19 protein-coding genes are annotated in these 23,988 nt (G+C 36.3%); 13 read left to right on the top strand and 6 right to left on the bottom strand.

Features of this window, described 5'->3' with window-relative positions; all coding sequences use genetic code 11:
- Positions 1 to 332: 332 nt before the first annotated feature.
- The 5 genes from ACIQZG_RS15230 to ACIQZG_RS15250 form a co-directional block, all read right to left on the bottom strand.
- Positions 333 to 1,349 carry a PTS sugar transporter subunit IIC gene (locus tag ACIQZG_RS15230; protein ID WP_402756338.1) on the bottom strand — a complete coding sequence of 339 codons (1,017 nt, stop codon included), beginning with the start codon at positions 1,347 to 1,349 and terminating at the stop codon, positions 333 to 335.
- A 21-nt stretch (positions 1,350 to 1,370) separates the two neighbouring features.
- Positions 1,371 to 2,321, bottom strand: a complete 951-nt coding sequence (locus ACIQZG_RS15235) for an L-lactate dehydrogenase (protein ID WP_402756339.1) — start codon at positions 2,319 to 2,321, stop codon at positions 1,371 to 1,373.
- Between the two features lie 362 nt (positions 2,322 to 2,683).
- On the bottom strand, positions 2,684 to 3,367 hold the full coding sequence (locus ACIQZG_RS15240) for a 4'-phosphopantetheinyl transferase family protein (RefSeq protein WP_402756340.1): 684 nt from the start codon (positions 3,365 to 3,367) through the stop codon (positions 2,684 to 2,686).
- A complete protein-coding gene (locus tag ACIQZG_RS15245) occupies positions 3,364 to 6,537 on the bottom strand; it encodes an amino acid adenylation domain-containing protein (RefSeq protein WP_402756341.1) in 3,174 nt (1,057 codons plus the stop codon). The genes ACIQZG_RS15240 and ACIQZG_RS15245 overlap by 4 nt, the downstream gene beginning before the upstream one ends.
- Positions 6,538 to 6,601: 64 nt before the next feature.
- A complete protein-coding gene (locus tag ACIQZG_RS15250; RefSeq protein WP_402756342.1) occupies positions 6,602 to 8,353 on the bottom strand; it encodes a methyl-accepting chemotaxis protein in 1,752 nt (583 codons plus the stop codon).
- Positions 8,354 to 8,984: 631 nt separating this feature from the next.
- On the opposite strand from ACIQZG_RS15250, the gene ACIQZG_RS15255 reads away from it, so the two are divergent.
- The 6 genes from ACIQZG_RS15255 to ACIQZG_RS15280 all read left to right on the top strand — a co-directional run bounded on the left by ACIQZG_RS15255 (position 8,985) and on the right by ACIQZG_RS15280 (position 17,816).
- Positions 8,985 to 10,157 carry a glycosyl hydrolase family 18 protein gene (locus ACIQZG_RS15255; protein WP_483869790.1) on the top strand — a complete coding sequence of 391 codons (1,173 nt, stop codon included), beginning with the start codon at positions 8,985 to 8,987 and terminating at the stop codon, positions 10,155 to 10,157.
- 157 nt (positions 10,158 to 10,314) lie between these two features.
- A complete protein-coding gene (locus ACIQZG_RS15260; protein WP_402756344.1) occupies positions 10,315 to 12,543 on the top strand; it encodes a YcdB/YcdC domain-containing protein in 2,229 nt (742 codons plus the stop codon).
- Positions 12,544 to 12,764: 221 nt separating this feature from the next.
- Positions 12,765 to 14,984 (top strand): YcdB/YcdC domain-containing protein, encoded by a 2,220-nt coding sequence (locus tag ACIQZG_RS15265; RefSeq protein ID WP_402756345.1) that lies wholly within the window; start codon positions 12,765 to 12,767, stop codon positions 14,982 to 14,984.
- Between the two features lie 211 nt (positions 14,985 to 15,195).
- The gene (locus ACIQZG_RS15270) at positions 15,196 to 16,533 is read left to right on the top strand and encodes an AAA family ATPase (protein WP_402756346.1); all 1,338 of its coding nucleotides are present in this window, start codon (positions 15,196 to 15,198) and stop codon (positions 16,531 to 16,533) included.
- The gene (locus ACIQZG_RS15275) at positions 16,526 to 17,266 is read left to right on the top strand and encodes a hypothetical protein (protein ID WP_402756347.1); all 741 of its coding nucleotides are present in this window, start codon (positions 16,526 to 16,528) and stop codon (positions 17,264 to 17,266) included. Before ACIQZG_RS15270 ends, ACIQZG_RS15275 begins: the two co-directional genes overlap by 8 nt.
- 82 nt (positions 17,267 to 17,348) lie before the next feature.
- On the top strand, positions 17,349 to 17,816 hold the full coding sequence (locus ACIQZG_RS15280) for a YusW family protein (protein WP_402756348.1): 468 nt from the start codon (positions 17,349 to 17,351) through the stop codon (positions 17,814 to 17,816).
- A 183-nt stretch (positions 17,817 to 17,999) separates the two neighbouring features.
- Here ACIQZG_RS15280 and ACIQZG_RS15285 read toward each other — a convergent pair whose 3' ends face one another.
- Positions 18,000 to 18,392 (bottom strand): DoxX family protein, encoded by a 393-nt coding sequence (locus tag ACIQZG_RS15285; RefSeq protein ID WP_402756349.1) that lies wholly within the window; start codon positions 18,390 to 18,392, stop codon positions 18,000 to 18,002.
- A 158-nt stretch (positions 18,393 to 18,550) separates the two neighbouring features.
- On the opposite strand from ACIQZG_RS15285, the gene ACIQZG_RS15290 reads away from it, so the two are divergent.
- The 7 genes from ACIQZG_RS15290 (at position 18,551) to ACIQZG_RS15320 (ending at position 23,931) form a co-directional block, all read left to right on the top strand.
- Complete coding sequence (locus ACIQZG_RS15290; protein WP_402756350.1) at positions 18,551 to 18,868, top strand: winged helix-turn-helix transcriptional regulator; 318 nt, start codon at positions 18,551 to 18,553, stop codon at positions 18,866 to 18,868.
- Between the two features lie 146 nt (positions 18,869 to 19,014).
- On the top strand, positions 19,015 to 19,449 hold the full coding sequence (locus ACIQZG_RS15295; protein ID WP_402756351.1) for a MarR family winged helix-turn-helix transcriptional regulator: 435 nt from the start codon (positions 19,015 to 19,017) through the stop codon (positions 19,447 to 19,449).
- A 51-nt stretch (positions 19,450 to 19,500) separates the two neighbouring features.
- Positions 19,501 to 20,484 carry a ring-cleaving dioxygenase gene (locus ACIQZG_RS15300; RefSeq protein ID WP_402756352.1) on the top strand — a complete coding sequence of 328 codons (984 nt, stop codon included), beginning with the start codon at positions 19,501 to 19,503 and terminating at the stop codon, positions 20,482 to 20,484.
- A 25-nt stretch (positions 20,485 to 20,509) separates the two neighbouring features.
- Complete coding sequence (locus ACIQZG_RS15305) at positions 20,510 to 21,127, top strand: nitroreductase family protein (RefSeq protein ID WP_402756353.1); 618 nt, start codon at positions 20,510 to 20,512, stop codon at positions 21,125 to 21,127.
- A 58-nt stretch (positions 21,128 to 21,185) separates the two neighbouring features.
- The gene (locus ACIQZG_RS15310; RefSeq protein WP_402756354.1) at positions 21,186 to 21,728 is read left to right on the top strand and encodes an NADPH-dependent FMN reductase; all 543 of its coding nucleotides are present in this window, start codon (positions 21,186 to 21,188) and stop codon (positions 21,726 to 21,728) included.
- A gap of 138 nt (positions 21,729 to 21,866) precedes the next feature.
- Positions 21,867 to 23,264 (top strand): HAMP domain-containing sensor histidine kinase, encoded by a 1,398-nt coding sequence (locus ACIQZG_RS15315; RefSeq protein ID WP_402756355.1) that lies wholly within the window; start codon positions 21,867 to 21,869, stop codon positions 23,262 to 23,264.
- Positions 23,239 to 23,931 (top strand): response regulator transcription factor, encoded by a 693-nt coding sequence (locus tag ACIQZG_RS15320; RefSeq protein ID WP_402756356.1) that lies wholly within the window; start codon positions 23,239 to 23,241, stop codon positions 23,929 to 23,931. Before ACIQZG_RS15315 ends, ACIQZG_RS15320 begins: the two co-directional genes overlap by 26 nt.
- Positions 23,932 to 23,988 lie beyond the last annotated feature (57 nt).

Here is a 23,988-nt window from a genome sequence, read left to right on the forward strand (position 1 = left end):
TTTAACCTCTGAATTTTATAGTCTGTAAAATTGACAAATTTATAAACGCCCATACTCTTTGCTTTCGCAGTATAGAATCTCAAGATCCCCCTGTAGTGTGTACTCTATATAGAGCACATATTTTGGTGATGCTCCTTAATTTTGGCCGTCTCGATTTGGGCAAAGCAGTTTTCACTTGACTTCACGCCAAGAAGGGATATAAAAAAAGAGATTCTCTAAGATACTTACAGAAATGAATGGCTATGAATAATTTAGGTTTATATTTTTGAACAGAAAAAAGCCTGCTATCAAAAGTCAGTAAAATGATTTTGATAGCAGGTTTTAATATTATGTTATTGTGGTAATGTAAAATCACCTTTGATAATTAGTTTTTTATTTTTTAAGAATATTGTAATGAAGTATGAAATGATTATAGGAATAATAATATAGCAAACTAACATTTCAAGAATAGTCATTATTTTATTATCACTATTTGTAAGTAAGTTTAATGGGGCCACAAGTGAACTTAATCCCATACCTGCAATTTCTTTTGTTGCTTCTAAATGGAACAGTAAAGTTGCGATTGGTCCAACTATTGCACTTGAGACAACTGTCGGTATGATTATAAATGGATTCTTCGTAATGTTTGGTAATTGTACTTTTGGCGTACAAATAGCCTGTGCCAAAAATCCACCTAAGTCATTTTCTTTTCTAGAAATAAACGCCATTCCTGCAAAGTGTGCTGCACATCCAGCGAGTGCTGCACCTGCCGCAATTCCATCTAAGTTTAGCGCCACTGCAAGTGCTACGGATGAAGCTGGGGAAAGTAATAATAGCCCCCAAACAATTGCGATCACAATTGATGTTACAAATGGATTCACACTAGCAGCATCCGTAATAAATCCTCCAACTGTAGTTAAGATAGGGCTCATTATTTTAAAAATCCCTATACCAAAGAATCCACTTAAGCTAATAGATAGAATAGGTACAGCCATCATATCTAATGGTGTTTTACCAGTAACTCTTTTACCGATAAACGTGGCCAAAGTCGCTGTAAGTAATGCACCAATTGGCTCTCCACCAATAATTGTAATACCGGTTTCTGTCATTTGAATAGAACCAGCGCCTATTGCTGAAGCAGCCATTGCTGAAAAAATCGTTAACCCATTAGCACCAAGCATAAATGCAATGCCGGCACCAATTGCTGGAGCCATCAGAACTTTACAGACAGTCCCTATTAATATTAACGATTGAAAATCTAGCATTTTACCAATGTTCTCGAGTAGTAATCCAATTCCTAGTGTTACAAAGATTGCTTGTGCAATACCAGTAGATGCTTTAAACACACGGGGCATAATATATTCTTTCATGATGTTCTCCTTAGAAGTGAATTAGTAACCAATTGTAGCCATGTATTTTCTTAAAACTTCGTTAGACTGATCAAATTTTACTTTTTCGTCATCAGTTAAATTAAGTTCAACAACTTCTTTTACTCCTTGACGTGTTAAGATAACCGGAACACCAGTCGCGATATTTTTATATCCATATTCGCCATCTAGAATTGATGAAACAGCTAGGATTTTGTGGTCATCGTTAAAAATTGAGTGAACGATTGAGGCTAAGGCACAACCAATTCCATAATATGTTGTGCCTTTTCTATGTAAAATTTCAAAGCCAGCCTTTCGAACTTGATCGATAATTTCATCTAAATCGATATTGCCTAATGTTTCTTTTTGTTCTTCTAATATTTGCATGAAAGGTTTTCCGCCAATTGTTAAGTGTGACCAAGCAGCAAACTGTGAGTCACCATGTTCACCAAGAGTGTAACCATGAATACTTCTTGGATCGACATCGATGTACTGAGATAAAATTGATTTAAGTCGAGATGAATCTAATGATGTACCGGTACCTAGCACTTGGTTACGAGGGAGACCAGATTCTTTCCAAACCTGATATGTAATAATGTCTACAGGATTAGAGGCTACTAAGAAAATTCCGTTAAATCCGCTTTTCATGACTTCTTGTACGACTGATTTAGCGATTTTTGCGCTTAATTCTAGCGTATCTAGACGTGTTTGACCTGGTTTTGGCGGACCGCCAGCAGTAATAATGACAATATCCATATCAGTACAATCTTCAAATGAACCTACAGCTACTTTCGTACGAGATGTTGTGAAATCTATACAGTGTTGCAAGTCCATTGCTTCTCCAACTGCTCGCTCATGATTAATGTCAATGAGTAATAGTTCATCACAAATATTTTGGTTAATTAATGAGTAACCTGCACTTGCACCTACTAAACCTGTACCTACGATTGCTACTTTTCTTGTTGAAAATTTCATTTGAAACATCTCCTAAATTTGTATTTATAATTTGTCTAAAAGGGACAAATTATATTTAAGAAATCAATTGGATTGAAATCATGAAATACATACTGTTCAAGATTTCAAACCCAGTATATTAACAGGTTTTAAAAATGTAAATGAATAAAATGATATTTTTTTGATATTACTAATCATTTTGAAATTTTTGTGCATGTAAACTGATAAATGAGAAATGTTTTTATTTTGCAAAAAACTGTTCTATAACAGTTATTCATAACCTATCGGCTGTTGTAATTACTTATTATTACAGTTAATTAATCGATAAAAAGAAGCCGCTTCACAGTTCAAATGAGCTGTGAAGCGGCTTCCTTTTATCGTGGTTATTCAATTAGCTGATTCCTGTTCAACGTTGTGAGTTGAACGACCGGATGCTCTACATTGTAACAAAGTGAAACAGGATGATTATGATCGATGTAGAATCGCTGTGTATAAATATCTTTACAATTACTCAACAATTGGATTGTATCAAGCGACTTTGGTGTTGTGTTTGGGAATAGTCCGGTTTTATAAATAGCTTCTTTCATTGTCCATAGTTCATAAAATAAAACTAATCGATCTTGTTTAGGTTTTAGGTTAACTAACTGTAACTCTGCTACAGATAAGGCATAGGCCATAACATCTTCGTCTACGTAATGAATTTTTTCTACGTCAACTCCCACATAACCTTTGTTGGTGAGTGCAGCGATAATCCAATCACCTGAATGAGAAAGATTAAAATCACCACTCCAATGCTCATCATTAACAAGGTAGGGACGACCAGTTTCATTCCGGTCAATTTGTATGTGGTTTACAAAAGTTAACTTTCGAATCACCCATCTAATTAGTACCTTTGCTAACAATGCTCTTTGTCGGTCTGACCAATGCTTATACCTTGAAATAATATATTGGTCTTCGAAGGGAAGTTTTAGCAAGAAAGCATCCGACTCCCATTTTAATAATCGTGGACCAATATTTAGAGCAAATAGATGTATGCCATTTTTTCTGGAGTCTATTTCTTCCATCATCTAGTTCCGACAAGCTTTGGTTCAGGGAAATACCCCGTTTGTATTCCGTACTTAATCATTGAGCGTATAAAGGATGAATCTGGCGCTGTACATACAACATCTGTCGTGGCTAGGAAATCTTGTGTTTTGTCACTATTAAAGATAAATGGTGAATCACTTGCTCCTTCACCTTCTAGTTGGGCAATTGCTAATGATAAATATTCATGTAATTCGTTTGGATGATCTCCATTCAGTAGCCAATCTTCATATTCAGTAGATGTCGTAATTTCCAATTCATAGCCAAGAACTTTCAGAACTTCAATGAAATCGAGATATGCTAGAGGAACAGGATTGCACAAGTGGAAAATGTGTCCGCTCGCTTTTGGCTGATGAGCTATTGCAACAAGTGCCTGACTAGCATAATTTATTGGTGTAAAATCTATATGCCAAATTGCTTTTGGTGTTTTTCCTAAATAAAGCATAGATTTAATCATACGATAAAAAGCATTTTCATCCATATTACGTTGGAATTTACCTGTTTCAGAATGACAAGTTAAATTGCCTACTCTGTAGATAGAGACTGGTACTTGGTCATTCACTGCACTTCTTACTAGATTTTCAGCGTCTAATTTACTTTGGTTATATACATTTTCAAGCGAAACATTATAGTCAAAATCGTTATGTTCCTTATAATACTCCCATTGACTTGCAGCAAGCTCTTCTGGAATTCCGATGGTTGAAACATGGTGGAAGTGAACTCCTGCTTTACGTTTCGCAATTTCAAGTAGGTACTTTGTACCTTCAACGTTGACATCATTGAAATGGGTAGCCTCTCCGAAATGTCGAACATCAGCACCACAATGTATAATGGCATCTATTTTTTCAGACAGAGTCCGTTCGTCTTCAGCTGATAAATTAAGTGCGGGCTTCCCTAAATCTCCTTGTATAACTGTTACACGATTTTCTATGTGGTGAACGAAAGCATCCCCAAAATAATATTGCATACTTTCTATTAGTTTTTCGATAAGCGGTGCCTGTGTATTTTGTCTAATTAGACAAAATATATGTACATTTGTTTTAACTAAAAGGTCATATAAAACATGACTTCCTAAATAGCCTGTCGCGCCAGTTAACAGAACAGTATTCATAGGTAAAGGATTTACAGTTTGTTTGACCGGAAGAGTGCTAGGTTCCATCAGCTCTTTAATAACAAAGTCATCCGATTTTTCAACTATATCGTCAGACCCAGCTTGGAAGTTTGAGATGTAGTGTTCTTGTTCTGCGATTGTTTGATGCTGGAAAAAATCCTGGATTTTCAAAAATGGTACATGTTTTTTAACTTGAACAAGTATTTCTAGAATTTTCAGTGAGTGGCCGCCAATATGAAAGAAATTATCATGGATTCCAACTCGCGTAACGCCAAGTGTATGCTCCCATGCTTGTGCTAACATTTGCTGTATTTCGTTTTCTGGTGCGTCGTAATGACTCGTTAGCGGTGTTGCTATATCAATCTTAGCTAATTGTTTTCGATCGATTTTCCCAGTAGGGGACAATGGCATTTTAGGTACCTCTATCAAGCGCTCAGGTAACATATATTCTGGTAAATTACTTGCCAAATACTCTCTGATATCAGTTTGTTCTATATTACTTCCATGAATGACTGTATAGAAAGCAAACAAGCTATTATTGCCATCTGACATTTTTTTTGCGAGAATTACTGCCTCTTGGATTTTCGAATGTGTACCTAAAATGGCTTCAATTTCTCCAAGTTCAATTCGAAAGCCTCTTACTTTTATTTGTGAATCCTTACGACCAACAAATTCAATTACACCACTTGGTAATAAGCGCACTAAATCTCCTGTACGATACATTAATTTTCCTGGTGTATCAGAAAATAAATGTGGTACAAATACTTCAACAGTTTTTTCAGGTTGATGTAAGTAACCATCAGCTAATCCTGTTCCAGCGATACATAATTCACCAGGTACATTGATTGGGCAAAGTTGATCGTCCTTGTCTACAACATACATTTCATAATTAGCGACTGGTTTTCCAATAGGGATACTTGAGTAGCTGTCTTTTACTTCTCCTTGCACTTTAAAATAAGAAGACATAACAGTACATTCTGTAGGCCCATATACATTAACAACTTCCGTATTTATCCCGAATTTATCTTGCCACTTTTGCAAGACAGCAGGCATCAGTGCTTCACCCCCTACTGAAAGGTATTTAAGAGTTGCAAAAGCACCTTGTTGGTTTGCAGGTAGGTGAGTGGCTAGCTGAGTAAAGAAAGCATTGGGTACAGTAGCAACTGTAATTTTTTCACGTTTGATCATATCAGCAAATGCCTCAATAGATACCCGTTCTATACTTGTTAACATATGTAATCTAGCACCGGAGAATAGTGCGGTGAATGTTTCTGTAACGGATGGATCAAAGCTGTAGGAGATAAACTGAGAAAAGACATCTTGTTCAGTGGAATTATAGATTCTTTGATTATCAGTAATTAGGTTTATTACTGAATTATGTCTAAGCATTACTCCTTTAGGTTTACCTGTGGAGCCAGATGTATAAATAATATAGGCTAAATTGTCAGGTTGGATAGGGATATCAATATTTTCTTTTGAATAGTTTTTTTCAATTTTGTCTAGTGTAAATACTTTACGGGAAAAAGAATCGTTATGTAATAAATCTGTAATTAATTGCTTATGTTCGTCTTTTGTTAATATGAATGGAGCACCTGTATCATTCAATAAATATTGGCAGCGCTCAGTTGGGTAACTTGGATCAATAGGGACATAAACGGCTCCGGCCTTTAAAACGCCGAGCAGACTAATTACGGTGTCCTTGCTACGGTTCATGACGATGGCTACGTAATCACCCTTTCGTAGACCATGTGCTATCAGCATATGTGCAATTTGATTTGATTGTTCGTTTAACTGTTGATATGTTAGCGTTCCTCCATCAAAAGATAATGCGATCCTTTTTGAAAACAATGTAGCTGCTTCATAAAATGCTTTAGGGATTGTTTGGTCTTTTGGATAAAAGGCGCTCGTTTGATTTAATGCTTGATATAATGACTTTTCTTCATCTGTTAACAATTCCGTACGATTTGCAGGCAGTAGCTGTTGTTTGGTACTTTGTTTTTTCGCGGCATACGTTGATAAATCGAAATCTTTAATTAATTTCACTTATTCCAACTCCTATTTTTTAAAAGTGTTCAATGGAAAGTACTTTCCATTGAACACTTTTTCGTTATGACTTTCCTACAAATGCATTAATAACATTTGATAATTCATTTGAAAGATTGGTTAATACTTGAGCCTCGTCAGAAACCTTATGTATAGCTTCTAACTGTGCAACTGAAGATTGTGCTACTGCCCTTGTATTATCCCTAGAGTTTTTGGAGAATTCTTCAGTTTCTTGGACGGATGTTGTTACTTCTTCCATTCCAGCAGCCATTTCTTCAATAGTTGCCGATAGTTCTTGTATTTGACCAGAAACCTGATGTATCGAAGTTAAAATTTTACTAAAGGACTTTTCTGAATCACTAATAATTAATAATCCATTATCTACTTCTTCTACCGCACGCACCATCACTTTCACGGATTCATTTGTATCATCCTGAATATGAGATATAAGGGTAGAAATTTCCCTTGCCGATGCCTCTGATTGTTCAGCCAGTTTACGTACTTCATCAGCAACGACAGCAAAACCATTTCCTGCTTCGCCTGCACGGGCTGCTTCAATGGCCGCATTTAATGCCAGTAAATTAGTTTGCGAAGCAATGCCCGTGATAATGCCGACGATTTCTTCAATCTTATCAGAATGTGAGCCTAGCATTTTTACAGAGGATGCTGATTGATTTACTGCTTTACTAATTGCATTCATTTGCATTACAGATCTGTTAGTAGAATCATTTCCTTTCTCTGCTTCTTCAGATGCGAGTAAAGAAGATTCTGCAATTTGGTTTGAGGTCATCGCAATACGCTGGATACCGATGCTCATTTCCTCGATAGTTACAGAACTTTCTCGTGTTTTCTGAACTTGTAAATCAGCACTGCCAGCAACTTCTTGCATAGATGCAGCAACGCTATTGTACGAATCTGTGGCCCCTTGCATGTTTGTTGATAGTGTATACGCTGAATTTGAAACATGTGTAGAGACATCTGTAGCACTTTTAATGACGGTTCTTAGAGCCTCAATCATTAAATTGAAATTTTTTGTAAGTAGGCCAATTTCATCGTTGGACTGAATAAGTAAAGGTTCGAGTTCTAAATTACCTTCCGCTACTTTTTTAGATTGTTTGGAAAGATGTTGAATAGGAGTTAGCTTCTTTTTTAATAGCGAATAAACAACGATCGAAGAGCCGATTAAGAAAAGAGCTGTAATCAATAATATCCATGAAGCTTCTGACATTGCTTTAGCGGTTACCATCGATACATCATAGTCTATAGCGTAAGCAGCTATGATTGATCCATCTTCATCAAGTATGGGAGTTAAACCTGTTTTATAGCTACCGAACTCATCACTATAAATATCCGTAGCAGTTGCCTGTTTCTTTTCAAATACTTCTTCAATTCTTGCAAGGAAGTCAGCGGAGATACCCATCTCATGCATGTCTTGATTGTATTCTGCGCCTAATTCTAAAACACTAGATGAAAGAACAGGAGCATTGATTTTTTCGTTATTCATGGTAATCAAAAATAGATTGGTAATAATTTCTGATTCGTCATTGATGGTATCCATTTCTTTTGTCAAACGTAGTACTTTCTGATTATCGGCACTAGGTTGTTGTAATATAGAATTCAATGTCTCTAAATCGATTGTTCGAGATAAAATTATACCTTTGTCATAGAGAGATTGGTTCATATCTTTTAAATTACTATTCTTTAAAATATAATAAGAAAACCCCATAGTTACGAGGCCAAACAACAGTAAAATGCTGACCATGATAACGGTCAGTTTTTTACTGACGGACATATTCTGCTTCTTACTTTTTTCCATCCCTTTTCTCTTCCTCCTATAAATGCATACAAAACATGAATCAAGTGAAGAATGGACAACTATGATGTGATTAGCGAATGTAGATAAAATAGTACAAAATATTGAAGCTAAGTCAGAATGATGTAAATAATTACAACAACACTCTTTTATTACTATAAAAGAGTTTTTTTGACTCGCGGATTTTTATTTGCAAACTATTCCATTCATTTCCTGACACTAAATAACTATACTTCCTTAATATATGATTCACAACCCAAAAACTAACTATTTATGATATTAATTTCCACTACTTGACAAAAAAAGTGGTATTTAAGTCGAGTCATTTTCCTTTGTCTATACATATTATTGTCAAAAAAATGTAATTTATTGTTGTGAAAGTAAAGTGAAGATTATTCATTGTTATGAAGAGCTTACTTAATTATGCGGATTATTTATTTGTAGAGACATGTTTCTTTCAATGCATTCATAAAATTAAAGGGTGCTGTTAATGATCATTTCAAGAGGAGGCAGTCACATTCAAATACACGTTGTACGGGCTGGGGAGTCCTTATGGGGAATTGCACATATGTATGGTACAACTGTCCAAATTATTGTAGACGCCAATCAGATACCAGAACCAAATCGTTTGGTCATTGGGCAAGCGTTGGTGATCCCAATCGTGGGGAATTTTTATTTTGTACAGCAAGGGGATAGCTTATGGTCAATAGGACAACGCTTTGGCATAAATTATTTAACACTTGCACAAGTAAATGGCATTAATGCTAATCAACCTTTGAGGGTTGGCTTACGCCTCTATATTCCACCGATGCAAAAGACGAAGGCAGAAATATTAGCGTACTTAGAGCCAAGAGGGACAATGGTCAGTGATATGTTGTTAGATCAGGCAAGGGAAGCGGGTCCGTACTTAACATATCTTGCATTATTTAGTTATCAGGCGAGACGAGATGGTTCTCTACAAGTACCGCCATCTCAAGGTGTTCCTGAAGTAGCAGGCGAGTTCGGGGCAGCACTCGCGATGGTGGTTACAAACCAAGAAAATTCTCAATTTAGCGAAGAGTTGGCAAGTGATATTTTTCAAAGTACAGCAGTACAAAATTTACTGTTAGACAACATCATTAAGGAAGCTAAGCGTATAGGTAGCTTCAAAGATATTCATTTTGATTTTGAGAATCTAGGAAGCGATCAACGGGTACCTTATAACAATTTTTTAAGAAGAGCTGTTGAAAAACTCCATGCAGCTGGTTTTACAGTATCGACAGCACTAGCCCCTAAAACGAGAGCAGATCAGCCAGGACCATGGTATGAGTCACATGATTACAAGGCACACGGAGAAATAGTAGATTTTGTTTTGTTAATGACCTATGAATGGGGTTATTCTGGAGGGCCCCCTATGGCGGTTTCACCAATTAGGGAAGTCGAAGCGGTCGTAAAATATGCATTGACCGAAATACCTTCCAATAAAATTTTATTAGGGCAGAATTTATATGGCTATGATTGGACGCTTCCATTCGTACAAGGTGGGCCATATGCAGTGGCACTAAGTCCACAAAGAGCGATTGAAATAGCAAAAAAATATAATGCATCCATTCAGTACGATGTGAGAGCCCAAGCACCGTTCTTTGAATATTATGATGAGCAGGGGAGAGCACATATTGTTTGGTTTGAAGATGCAAGGTCTATCCAAGCTAAATTCAATCTTGTAAAACAATATAAACTACGAGGTGTAGGTTACTGGAAGCTCGGATTACCATTCCCACAAAACTGGCTGTTAGTCGGTTCAAATTTCAATGTAGTGAAAAAATAAAGAGTGGGGGGTCATGATAATGACTTCCCCTTATTCTTTTGTAGATAGAGAAAGAGAATCTTCGAAGTGAAGAAAAAGAAGTTAAATATTAATAACTATTCACTAATTTAGGAGTTTACTATACAATAATGGTAAATAGTATTTTAGGAGGGATATTTTGGTTAAGTTTAAAAAGTTAGGTATTGTATTAACATCTACAGCATTTTCGATTGGGGTGCTTTCACCGGTTGCACAGGCTTCAGTGCCTGTAAATGAGGCATCAGAGAAAATTGAAATTCAAGTGGCAGCAACTGATACAAAAGTGTCCAAAAATGAATTGATTAAAAAATTCCGTACATTGTTTCCGACTGAGTTTAATTTTTTAACAGATAAGGATTTTCAGTTAGAAAGGAATCATTTTTATCGAGATGACGAGACGATTCGCCATGGGTTGAGCTTTGATAAAGTTGTTGATGGTAAAAATATTTATGGAAGTATTAGTTTTAAAGGAGATACATTAGAGTTAGAATCTTTCTACTATCAGCCTGCAAACAGTACCGACGCACTATTCCCGGCAAAATATTCAGAGGAAGAAGCACAAAAAATTGCTAATAACTTTTTGAAGAAATTGCCGAATTCTGCGAACTATCAATTACAAGAGGATAGCAATGGGTATGACTATTATATGAGTGGTCCTTTATCAAGACCAATTAGCTATTCATTTACTTATCTGCCAGTAAAAAATGGTGTGCCGATTAGTGATCACGGCATTTCGATTAGCGTGCTAGGTAATGGTGTCATTGAAAATGTGTATAGTAGCTCGTCTATAGCGAATAAGGCAACGTTTGATAGCCAAGAACAAAAGAAAAGTGAAACGGATATACTGAAGCAAATGCGTGATAATTTATCAGTTGAGTTGCGTTATAACATTGGTTATGATTTTGCAACGGACGAGCGTGAAGTAAAGCTTGTGTACGTGCCGATTCCAAGTTTTTATGGTGTACATGCCTTAACAGGCCAGTGGCAAACGGTAAATGGCTTTACAACACAAGCGCCAAAGGCACAAGCGCTTGAAAAGCTATCAGCTCAGCCACTTGCACCAAAAAGGAAAGGTATCACAGCTGAGGAGGCAGAAGCGTTAGGAAAATCCTTAATAAAGGTTGATTTAGACAAAGGGAAACTTACTTTTGATAGTGCCAATGAAAGAGAAAATGAAGCCGGTGAAACGGTTTATTCTTTACATTATATGTACTGGGTTGGTAGTAGTGGCTCAGGCATAACAATAGAACTTAATAAGAATACAGGTGAAATTACACAATTCTATAATTATAGTAATGATCTAATAGAAACTGAAGAGACAGCATCAGGAATTACACAAGAGGTAGCTCTATCAAAGGCTATGGATTACTTAAAAGAATGGGCTCCATCTTATTTACACCATTATGCAAAATCAGCTGACAGTTATTCATTTAATGAGTACAATAAATCTCATAATTTCACATTCCCGCGTGTCGTGAATGGCATTGCTGTTACAGGTGATGAAATTAATATAGATATCGGTACAGATGGATCACTTCAAGGATTAAATATTAATCATCAAGACATTCAAAACTGGCCATCTACAAATAAGGTCATTGCACCAGATGTAGCGAAGACATCGTTTAGTGAAGCATTAAAACCAAAGCTACAATATGTGAAACAAGATAGTGAAGACAAAGACAAGCAACACTATAATTTAGTGTATGCGCCAACGTATGACGGTGTATTAGATAATCAAATAGACGTAAAGACTGGTGAATTTATAAATAGTAGCAAGCCAGATTCGGATACGCCAAAAATTGCTCACCCAACAGCAGCAGATGAGCTTAACTATCTTCTGACTCAAAAAGTTTTAGAGGTAAAGGATCCAGCTAATTTTAACGCCGATAAAGCGGTATCGAAAGGCGAAGCGTTGAAAATTATGATGAAATCACTGACATATGTATACTCAGGTAGATATATGGGAGATGCGGAAGCACAGCAATCATTCTCGAATATCGATTCGAAGCACCCGCTATACGCTATAGTTGAACAGGCTGTACGTATGGGTGTAATAGAGCCATCAGATAACTTTAATGATGAAGGTCTGTTAACTCGTCAGGAGTTCGCAGAGTGGTCTATTCGTGCATTGAATCTTGAAAAAGCTGTGCAGAATAGTGATATTTACAAGTTGAATTTTGCAGATGCTAGTTCGATTCAACCCACTTATGCGGGGTATGTAGCTCTAGCGAATGGGTTGGGGCTACTAGATGCAAAAGACAATAAAATTAATGCAACTGGAAATGTCACGTATGCAGATTTAGCTGTTTCAGCAATTCGTTTAGCACACAAAGTTAACGAAAATAGCGGTAATCGCTATTACTGGTAATCACACATAATTGAAGAGGTGTTTTAGAATTTTTTCTGAGGCACCTCTTTTTTGTATGTTTTGACCTCACTATAGTGCAATTCATTATACTAGTGATTCTGATTTTGTAGATGGAAGAAAGGAACGTTAAAGCAAAGGGTATAAGTTAAATATTTATAACTATTCTCTAATTTGGATATTTACATTACAATAATGGTTAATTTTAATTTAGGAGGGATATTTTGGTTAAGTTCAAAAAGTTAGGTATTGCATTAACGTCTACGGCATTTTCGATTGGGATGCTTGCCCCAGTTGCACAGGCCTCAGTTTCTACCAATGAGCCAGTAGGGAAAATTGAAATTCAAGTGGCATCTACGGAGACGAAGGTAGCGAAAAGTGAACTTATTAAGAAACTGCGTACACTGTTCCCAGAGGAGTTTAACTTTTTAACAGATAATGATTTTCAGGTAGGCGGAACGCATTATTTCTTAAATGACGAGACAATTCGCCATGAACTAAGATTTGATAAAATTGTTGACGGTAAAAATATTTACGGCTATTTCACTTTCAAAGGTGAAAATTTAGAGCTAGAGTCTTTCCACTATCAACCTTCGGATAAGACAGGTGCACTTTTCCCAGCAAAATATTCAAAGGAAGAAGCGCAAAAAATTGCTCAAACCTATTTGAAGAAATTCTCAGGTGCAACGAACTATCAATTACAAGATGATGCTTTAGGATATGAATACTATATAAGTCGTCCGTTATCAGAACCAATTAGCTATTCATTTTCTTATATGCCAACACAGAATGGTGTGCCAATCAGCAGTCAAAGTGTCGGTATTAGTGTGTTAGGTAACGGTGTTGTTACAGGTATGTATCGTGAATTACCCGCAACCAATAAGGCAACATTTGATAGTTTAGAGCAAAAGAAAAGCGAGGCAGATATAGCGAAGCAAATACGTGATCACTTGGCAGTAGAATTGCAATACGCTATTAATTACGATTATGAGACGGACGAGCGTAAAGTAAAGCTTGTTTACGTGCCAATCTCTAATATTTATGGTGTTCATGCACTAACAGGTCAGTGGCAAACAGTAAACGGCTTCACAACGCAGGCACCAAGAACACAAACTCTGGAAAGGCTTGTAGCACAGCCGCTTGCACCAAAAAAGAAGGATTTAACAGTTGAGGAAGCCGAAACGTTAGTAAAATCTTTCTTGAAATTTGATTCGGACAAGGCTAAGTTAACGGTCGAAATGATTGAAGAAAGAGAAAATGATGCGGGCGAAACGATTTATTCCGTATATTATACGTATGATTACGGCAATAGGAGTTCTGGCTCAAGCATGGAAATTAATAAGGCGACAGGTGAAGTTATACAATTCTATGAATACGATAATGAGTCTCCAGATAAAAATGAGTCAGCGTCAGGGATTACAAGTGAGGTTGCTTTATCCAAAGCAATTGAGTATTTAAAGGAATGGGCTCCATCTTATATTCATGATTATGCAAAATCAAAGGATAGCTATTCGTTTGATGAGTATAGTAAATATCATACCTTCACATTCCCACGTGTTGTAAATGGTATTACGGTATCAGGTGATGACATTAATGTTGCTATTGGTGAGGATGGCTCTTTACGCATGTTAAATATTTACCGTCAGAATATCCAAGATTGGCCATCTGTGAGTAAGGGTATTACGCCAGAGGTAGCGAAGGAGCGGTTTAGTGAAGCATTAAAGCCGAAGTTACAATATGTAAAACAGGATAATAAAGACAAGGAACATTATGATTTAGTATATGGGGCAACCTATGATGGTGTCGCATTGAATCAGCTGGATGCAAAGACTGGTGAATGGCTGAATAGCATTAAGGAAGATGCGAATACACCGCTTATTACACATCCAACTGCAGCTGATGAGCTAAATTATTTACTGCACCAAAAAGTTTTAGAAGTAAAGGATCCAGCGACCTTTAATGCCGACAAAGCGATTACAAAGGGTGAAGCATTGAAAATCATCATGAAGTCAATGACATATGGTTATTACAGTCGCTATACGGTAGAAGATGATGGGAAGCAAACCTTCTCAGCTATTGATTCGAAACATCCACTGTACAGTACGGTTGAGCAGGCTGTAGGTATGGGCGTTTTAGAGTCAACAGACAACTTTAAAGTTGAAGATCCATTAACACGTCAAGAACTTGCAGAATGGTATATTCGTGCATTAGACTTGGAATCAGCTGCACAATACAGCGGTATTTATAAGTTAGATTTTGCGGATGTAAGTACAATTCAACCTGCATATGCGGGCTCTGTAGCTCTTGCAAATGCGATGGGTCTATTAGAGGCGCAAGACAATAAATTTAATGCTACTGGTAAAGTGACATATGCTGAGTTAGCGGTATCAACAATTCGTTTAGGGCATAAGATTTACGAAAAAGATGGCAACCGTTATTACTAGTATGAAAAATTAATAGAAGAGGTGTTTCAGAATTTTTTCTGAGACACCTCTCTTTTTATGAAAAGCTATAAATTAAAAGAGTTAAGAATAAATCATTCCAATTTGGGTAAATTGAATTAATATGTAATGTTTATGAATTTTAATAATCGAAATGTTATAATTTATGAATTTTTTATTATAATATAAGAAAATCGCTAAAGGATGTCGAGTTATGGATGTTGTTAAAATTAAAAAAGTAACTGTGCATAATTTAAAAAATGTACGAAACGGTGAGATAACATTATCGGCAGATTTTGATTCGTTTTTAAAATCGAATGTTGTTGGTTTATATGGACAAAATGGATCAGGGAAAACAACAATGGTGGATGCATTTAATTTACTGAAAACATTGATTTCTGGTTGGATTAGTCATGAAAAGCTACAATTACAAAAAAAACGTTTGATTACGGCTAAGGAAGAAACCGCTAGCTTAGATTTTGATTTTCTTGTACAAAATGAATTTGGGGAGTTTTATGTGAATTATTTTGTAGCTTTCCAAGAGGACGATGAGCGCATTTATACAACAATTGAAAAGTTAAGCTACCGAGAAAATGAGAAAGGGAAACGCTCGAAAACGCTTATCTATAAAGATGAAGATGTTGTGCAAATCCGGACGACTTCACTGAAAGAAATGAATGAGAAATTGCGTGTGAAGGTGATGGTTGTGCGAGCAATGGCACAAAAAGAGCATGTTTCATTCGCTTTCCATAAGGATCTTAAGCCTGTATTACAAGAAATGCTTAATGAGACAGAATGGCATCTGTTAAATAATATTGCAATAGATTTTAACAGAGATTTACATGTCATCACCAACCAAAGTATTGGCCTGTTGATGATGAAATATATCATGCCGTTTAGTGTACATTTGGATAAATCGAGAGGGTTTATTCCATATGATTTAGAGGGTACTTCTTTACTTCAGAAAGATCGTTTTGAAGTGTTGTGCAAAGTAATTGATCAAACGAATAAAGTACTTTCAACAATTATTCCAGAGTTGACGATTAAAATCCATTTTATTACAGAACAAATTTTAGATAACGGAGAACTAGGTGTTCGCTTCGAGTTTTTATCGAAGCGGGGCGAATATGAACTACCATTACGCACGGAATCTGAAGGAATCTTGAAGATTATTTCGGTACTGAGTGCATTGATTGCAGTTTACAATAATGCCAATGCCTGTGTTGTGATAGATGAGTTAGATTCGGGTGTGTTTGAGTATTTGTTAGGTGAATTATTAACAGTTATTGATGAAGCTGGCAAGGGACAGCTCATCTTCACCTCGCATAATTTACGTGTATTAGAGGTACTGCCGGTTAAAAATCTTTGGTTTACAACAGCTAATGAACACAATCGATATGTTCAGTTAAAGGGCATTAAAGAAGTAAATAATACGCGTGATGTTTATTTACGTGCTATTCAGCTAGGTGGTCAAGCAGAAGAAATTTATAAAGAAACGAAGACATTCCATATTAAGCGTGCTTTTAGAAAAGCGGGTGTTAACAATGACTAAAAAGGTAATTCTTGTTGTTGTTGAGGGCGAGACAGAGCAAATCGTTTTGAATGATTACTTAGATACGTTCTTTGCAGAGACGGAGGTCCGATTTGACGTACAACGCGGTGATATTTTAACGAAATGGGAAGGCACAAAAAGGACTACGAATGTCAAAAATGCTGTTGGACAAGTCATTAGTCGTTATTTAGAAAAAAATAAATTTTTACCAAAGGATTTACTAGCAATTGTGCATATAACGGATGCGGATGGCTGCTTTATCCCACATGAACATGTGAAAGTAAGTCCGGATGTAAAGGGTTCGATCTTTTATGACGAGACTGAAATTCTTGTTGGAACGACGAAGAAGAAAGAAGCGATTGAGGCGAGAAATACGCTGAAGGCGCAAAATATAAAAATACTTGCAACGAGCCAATCCTTTACTTTGAAAAAGAATCCTGTGCCGTATCAATTATTTTATTTTTCGACGAATTTAGAGCATGTATTGTGGGGAGAACGTAATGAGGACGCTATTGGAAAAGTCCATAAAGCGGATGAATTTATCGAAACTTTATCTTGTTCTATTGAAGAATACTTGCGCCCATTTTTACATGTAGATAAAGGTGGCTCTTATGAAGAAAAGATTGAGGAAAGCTGGGCACATATAATGCAGGATTGTAATTCACTACAGCGAAGTACAAATGTGCCATTGGTAGTTGAAATGGTAGAAAAGGTTCAGCAGGATGTCCAATAATGTATGAATGCTCTTTTTAAAGTTACCGATTAGTTCATAAAAAATTCGGGAATAATAAGTACTAACGAAAGGAGTGTAACTAATGAAAAAATTAAAAGTTCTATTAGCAGTACCTATAGTAGCTGGAGCACTTTATGGTTGTAATAAGGATGAGGTTAAGGATGTGCCAGAAAAAGCACCTGTGGAGACAAATACTAAAGAGGAAGCAAATAAACATACAAATGAATCCGCATTATTTAACTTTACAAACTTTTCATTAGACGTGGATTATTCTGAAACTGAATCTTACGATGTGGATTATGATAATGAAAGAAACGGCATGGAGGCAGAGTTAGAAGATAATCGAAAGAATGAAAAACTACATGGTGATGAGGCGTTTACGAAGCTAGAGCCATTATTTAAACAATTGACATTTGATTCGACTACTCCGAATGATGAAGTAATCGACCAAGTCATTTCTGTTTTCAATATTGCAGATGACTATCAATCCATAGAGGTTGAAGTGAAATTTACAGATGGAACGAAAAAGAAGTTCGAGCGAATTAAATAACTATAACAAGGCTTCTTTTGCAGGTGTAAAACTTGTAGGGGAAGCTTTTCTTTGTGTGAAAATATGTCACGAAATGCATATACATAAATGAAACCCGAAGCTCTATCGTAAGGCGGATGGATACTTCAGGTTTTCAATTATAAATACACTAGTTACCACAAAAAATGGAAATCTGCAAATCTATTATTTTTTATTGAAAAGCTTTGCATCTAATGAATAGTCTGATGCCCCCGAAAGTGCGAAGTATAATGCGATTGCGCCTAAAGCTAAATCAAATTCATAACCAGCTAAGCCGTCTGCGCCGATAAAGCCCACGCTAAGTTTCGCTGTGAAAATTGCAACGACCATCACGATAGTTAATAATGCACCAACAAGTCTTGTAGCAAATCCTAAAATAATTGCAATCCCGCCGATTAATTCAATTATCGCAACAAGATAGGCCATGAATCCTGGAATGCCAATGCTATCAAAATAACCTGCTATGTTGCTAATCCCACCTTGAAACTTTTGTAAACCGTGTGCCGCAAATATTAAGCCAAGCACGACACGTAAAATTGTTGAACCGATGTTTTGCATAGTTGTAAAAACTCCTTATGTTTTATTGATTACTTTTCGTAACTTAGTTTATTTTTAAAAACAACTTTTGTCAAGTAACTAATTTTTAGTTTTGTAGGCTATTTACGAAAAAATGCTATACTAAAATATAGGAAAAGAACATAATGGAGGCAGGCAAATTGGAGAAAAAAAAAATTTGTCCACGATTTGAAAAGGCACTGAAACTCCTGAATCATAGCTGGAACACGTTGCTTATTTATCAGTTATTAGTTGGACCACAACGATTTTCAACCATTAAAAATGAGTTAAATATTAGTAGCCGTGTGTTAGCAGAACGTTTAAAGGAATTAGAGGTTGAGCAAATTGTAAGACGTACAGTTTTCCCTACAACACCTGTGGTAATTGAATATGAGCTGACTAAAAAAGGACATGCACTTGCACCAGTCCTCAAGGAAATTGAACAATGGTCTGCTATGTGGGTGAAGATGGAAGAATAGCACCGTGGATATCCAAGCGAGGGGGCTTGGATATCCTTTTATATTTTTTTATGAAGCAAAAGTCTTGAAAGACTATTTTTTACGTGTTATTATTATCTCGAATTAAAGATATATATATTCGAGGTAAATTGAGGAGAGGTAATTGTATGAAGGAAAATAATCGTAATTTAAAAGCTTTTACGGTCATATTCCGCGCGAATCAAGCGATACAAGATGCAACGAAAAATGATTTAATGCAGTATGGTTTAAATCAAACTGAGTTTAGCGTTTTGGAGTATCTTTATCATAGAGGCGAACAGCCAATTCAAGTACTTGGGAAAAAGATTTTAATCGCTAGTAGTAGCATCACATATGTAGTTGATAAGTTAGAGGAAAAAGGATTTGTCTGTCGCCGTTCGTGCCCAAATGATCGCCGTGTTACTTACGCAGTATTGACTTCAGAAGGGCAACTGTTAATGAATAGAATTTTCCCAGCACATGAACAAAAAATTAACGAGATTTTTGAGGTTTTAACAGAACATGAAGTGGAAACAATGATGGAAGCACTAAAAAAAGTTGGCATCAACGCCACTAAAAAATAAAAAATTTTACACATATATCTCGAAATCGAGATAATTAGGAGGAAATAAATCATGAATCATTTAAAAGGTATTCACCATGTAACAGCAATTACTAGTAGCGCGGAAGAAAACTATAAATTTTTCACGTATGTATTAGGGATGCGTTTAGTGAAAAAGACAGTAAATCAAGATGATATTCAAACCTATCACCTATTCTTCGCAGATGACAAAGGTAGCGCTGGTACAGATATGACATTCTTTGATTTCCCGAACATCCCGAAAGGTGTACACGGTACAAATGAAATTTCAAAAACATCATTCCGTGTCCCAACTGATGAAGCTTTAACTTATTGGGTAAAACGTTTTGATCGTTTAGAAGTTAAACATACAGGCATCAAAGAACAATTCGGCAAAAAGACACTTTCATTTGTGGATTTTGATGACCAGCAATATCAACTTATTTCAGATGAAAAAAATGTAGGTGTTGCATCAGGTACACCTTGGCAGGATGGTCCTATTCCGCTTGAATATGCAATTACAGGGCTAGGCCCAGTATTTATTCGAATAGCAGATTTAAAATACTTTAAAACAGTTCTTGAAAAAGTAATGTTGTTTACTGAAATCACAGAAGAAGGTGATTTCCACTTATTCGAAGTAGCGGAAGGTGGGAACGGTGCACAAATCGTGGTAGAACATAAAGCAGACTTACCTGCTGCTCGTCAAGGCTTCGGTACAGTCCACCATGTCGCATTCCGTGTAGCAGATCGTGTTGTATTAGATGAATGGACAGAGCGTTTGGAAGGCTTTGGCTTCCATACATCGGGTTATGTAGACCGTCATTTCTTTGAATCATTATATGCACGAGTAGCGCCACAAATTTTATTTGAGTGGGCAACTGACGGTCCTGGCTTCATGGGTGACGAGCCATATGAGACTTTAGGTGAAAAATTATCATTACCACCATTCCTTGAAGCGAAACGTGACAAAATTGAGCAATTAGTACGTCCAATTGATACTGTAAGAAGTGCGATTTCGTTCGAAAAAGAATATGAGTAAACATTTAAAGTTGGGGGTAATATAAGTGGAATTTACGAAATTAATTGATAAGCGTCGCTCTGCAAGTAATTTCATCAAAGATGTCAAAATGACTGTAGATGATATTCGTCCAATTTTAGAAGATGTGAAGTTAACGCCTTCTGCATTTAATTTACAACATACTGAATACATCGTTGTGATGGATGAGGATATGAAGGAGAGGGTACGTGAGGCTGCTTATGGTCAATATAAAGTACATGCAGCATCAGCTGTTGTTTTAGTATTAGGTGATAAAGAAGCCTATAAACAAACAGAACGAATTAGTCAGGGTATGGTAGATTTAGGGATCATTACTGATTTCGAACTTCAAGGTCTTGTAGATGAAAATGCGAAGTTTTATGTGGGGCGTGGCGATGAATTTATGAAAGAGGATGCAATTCGTAATGCATCACTTTCAGGTATGATGTTTATGCTTGCTGCAAAAAATCGTGGCTGGGACACATGTCCGATGATTGGTTTTGATCAAGAAAAAATGCGTGCATTATTTAACGTGCCAGCCACACATGAAATTGCATTAATGATCACGATTGGTAAGGAAAAGGAAAGTAGCCGTCGTTTACGTGGCTATCGCAAGCCAGTCGAGGAATTTGTTACTTATTATTAAGAATATAAATCATACAACCAATACTTTTAATATTGGTGAATATCTGGAGGGAATATATATGAAAGTAGTAGCTATTGTAGGTAGTATCCGTAAAGAATCTTATAATATGCAATTAGCAAAATATATTCAAAAACGTTTTGCGGAGAAATTTGAACTTGAAATATTAAGCTTACGTGATTTACCGATGTATGATCAAGATATCGAAAATGATGCACCACAGGTTGTAATAGATTTCAAAGCAAAAGTAAAGGCAGCGAATGCGGTACTTTGGGTAACGCCAGAATATAACGGTACCGTACCAGGTGTTATGGTGAATGCGATTGACTGGTTATCTCGTGTAGATAAAGTCATGATTGGCAAACCATCATTTATTATGGGTGCGTCAATGGGTAACTTAGGTACTGTCAAAGCACAACTACATTTGCGTGATATTTTATTCTCGCCAGGCATTAACTCACCTGTACTAGGTGGAAATGAAGTCTATGTCGGCGCGGTACACACGAAATTTGATGCAGCTGGTAATTTAATTGATGAAGGCACAGAGAAATTCTTAGACCAAGTCATTGAAAACTTCTTAAACTGGATGCGCAACTACGTTTAAAATATTGTGGGATGATTTCTATAAGATTTAGAAATCATCCTTTTTTTATGTACATGAAGATAACGTTCTACTTCTGCATGAAATCTTCATATTTTAACGTTATAATTTTAGAAAACTCAATAAAATGGCGGTATTTAGATGCGGAAACTTTCATTGAAGCTTGGTATTATCTTTTTTGTTACATTATTTAGCATCGAGACGTTTATGATGTTCTTTTTACATGCCTCACTTGCTAATTCAAGGGTTGAAGAAGAGCTTATAAGCTTACAAGCAAGAGGAAATTCACATAGAACGATTTTAGAACGTAATTTTGATAAGGAAACACTTTCCCATGTAGTGTTAATGGAATCAGAAGCGAGTACTGATGTTGTTATTATCAATAATGAAGGAGATGTATTAGCAAGTTCTCAATCGCAGCTCAATATAGATGCTTATATTAAAAGTTTAAACACACCAGTTCCATACATGGGGCGAACGCTAGAAGGAAATTGGGAGGAAGAAGCGTTTATTGCAACGATTAGCCCAATTAATAAAGGGCAAACAACAATTGGGTATGTCCTAATGTTGCAAAATACAGATTCCATCCACATGTTAATGGAACGTTTGAATAGGCACTTTTTTATGGTTGGAATGATTTCGTGCTTGGTGACAATGTTCATCATTATCATTTTGTCTAGGAAGTTGGCTAAGCCACTCATTCAAATGAAGGTAGCCACACTGAAAATGAGTAAAGGCGATTTCACTGTAACCCTTGCTCCGAGTAGTAATGACGAACTTGGTGATTTGTCGAAAGCCATACAGCTATTAGCAGATGACTTGCAGCATGTGAAACAAGATAGAAAGGAATTTTTATCGAGTATTGCGCATGAATTAAGAACACCATTAACATTCATCAAAGGCTATACAGACATCCTGTATAAGCGTAATTTAACAGAAGCGGATAAAAAGAAATACTTAGGCATTATTATTGAGGAAACAAATCGACTTTCACGTTTAATTAAGGACTTATTCGACTTAGCTAAATTAGATGAAAACTCATTTGTTATAGAAAAAGAACGACTTGATATGAAAGAATTTTTTACAAACATCGAAGCAAAGCTAAGCCCTGCTTTTCAAGAGAAACAAATAAACCTCTCTATTCAATGTGAAGAACGTTTTACGTTAATGGCGGATTCATTAAGGCTTGATCAAGTTATTATCAATTTACTTGATAACGCATTAAAGTATTGTACTGCTGGAGATTCAGTTGTAGTGTCTGTCCGGTGCATTAATAAGGCAATTCAAATCACAATTGAAGACACAGGGAAAGGGATATCTAAGAAAGACCTGCCTTATATTTTTGACCGTTTGTATAGGGTAGATAAATCACGTTCTCGAGCATTAGGGGGTTCTGGGTTAGGACTTGCTATTGTGAAAGAACTTGTCCATGCACATGGCGGAGAAATAGCAGTACGTAGTGAAGAAAATAATGGAACTACTTTTGAATTAACGTTTAGAGGAGTCGAAAATGATGAGAACATTGTTACTAATCGATGATGAGCCGAGAATGTTAGATTTACTTTCTCTTTATTTAGAGCCAAGATTTCATTGCATCACACAGTCCTCTGTACTAGAAGCATTTTCGTATTTAGAGATACATCATGTAGATTTAGTGTTACTGGATATTATGATGCCGGAAATGGATGGGTGGCAAGCGTGTCAGGAAATAAAGAAACATTGGGATGTACCAGTAATTATGCTGACGGCTAAAGGGGAGCGCGCAGATATTGTGAAAGGCTTGAATCTTGGTGCCGATGATTATATTCAAAAACCATTCGATGAAGATGAAATGATTGCACGAATACATGCAGTGTTAAGGCGAACTAAGACAGGGGAATCTGTCATTACTTTTCAAGGGCTACGATTGATGAAAGAATCTTTTGAGGTACATTTTCAGCAGGAAGAAATTCCATTAACGCCAAAAGAGTTTGCTATGATGGTACTATTCCTTGAATATCAAAATAAAGTATTTTCTAGGGAACATCTGATCAGTGCGGTATGGAATTTTGATGTTTCAATCGAAGATCGAACTGTAGATTCACATGTGCGTAATTTGCGAGACAAATTACGTAAAGTCGGATTTCCAGTAGATGATTATTTGCAAACTGTATGGGGGATTGGCTATAAATGGTATAAATATTCAAATGCAAAATCCATAAAATAAAGAAAGGTGTACTCGGTAGCGTTAAAGAAAGCAAACGATTATTAACTTTAACGGACT

Origin of the sequence: Lysinibacillus sp. NPDC096418, assembly GCF_044762775.1 — a bacterium.
Lineage (GTDB): Bacteria > Bacillota > Bacilli > Bacillales_A > Planococcaceae > Lysinibacillus.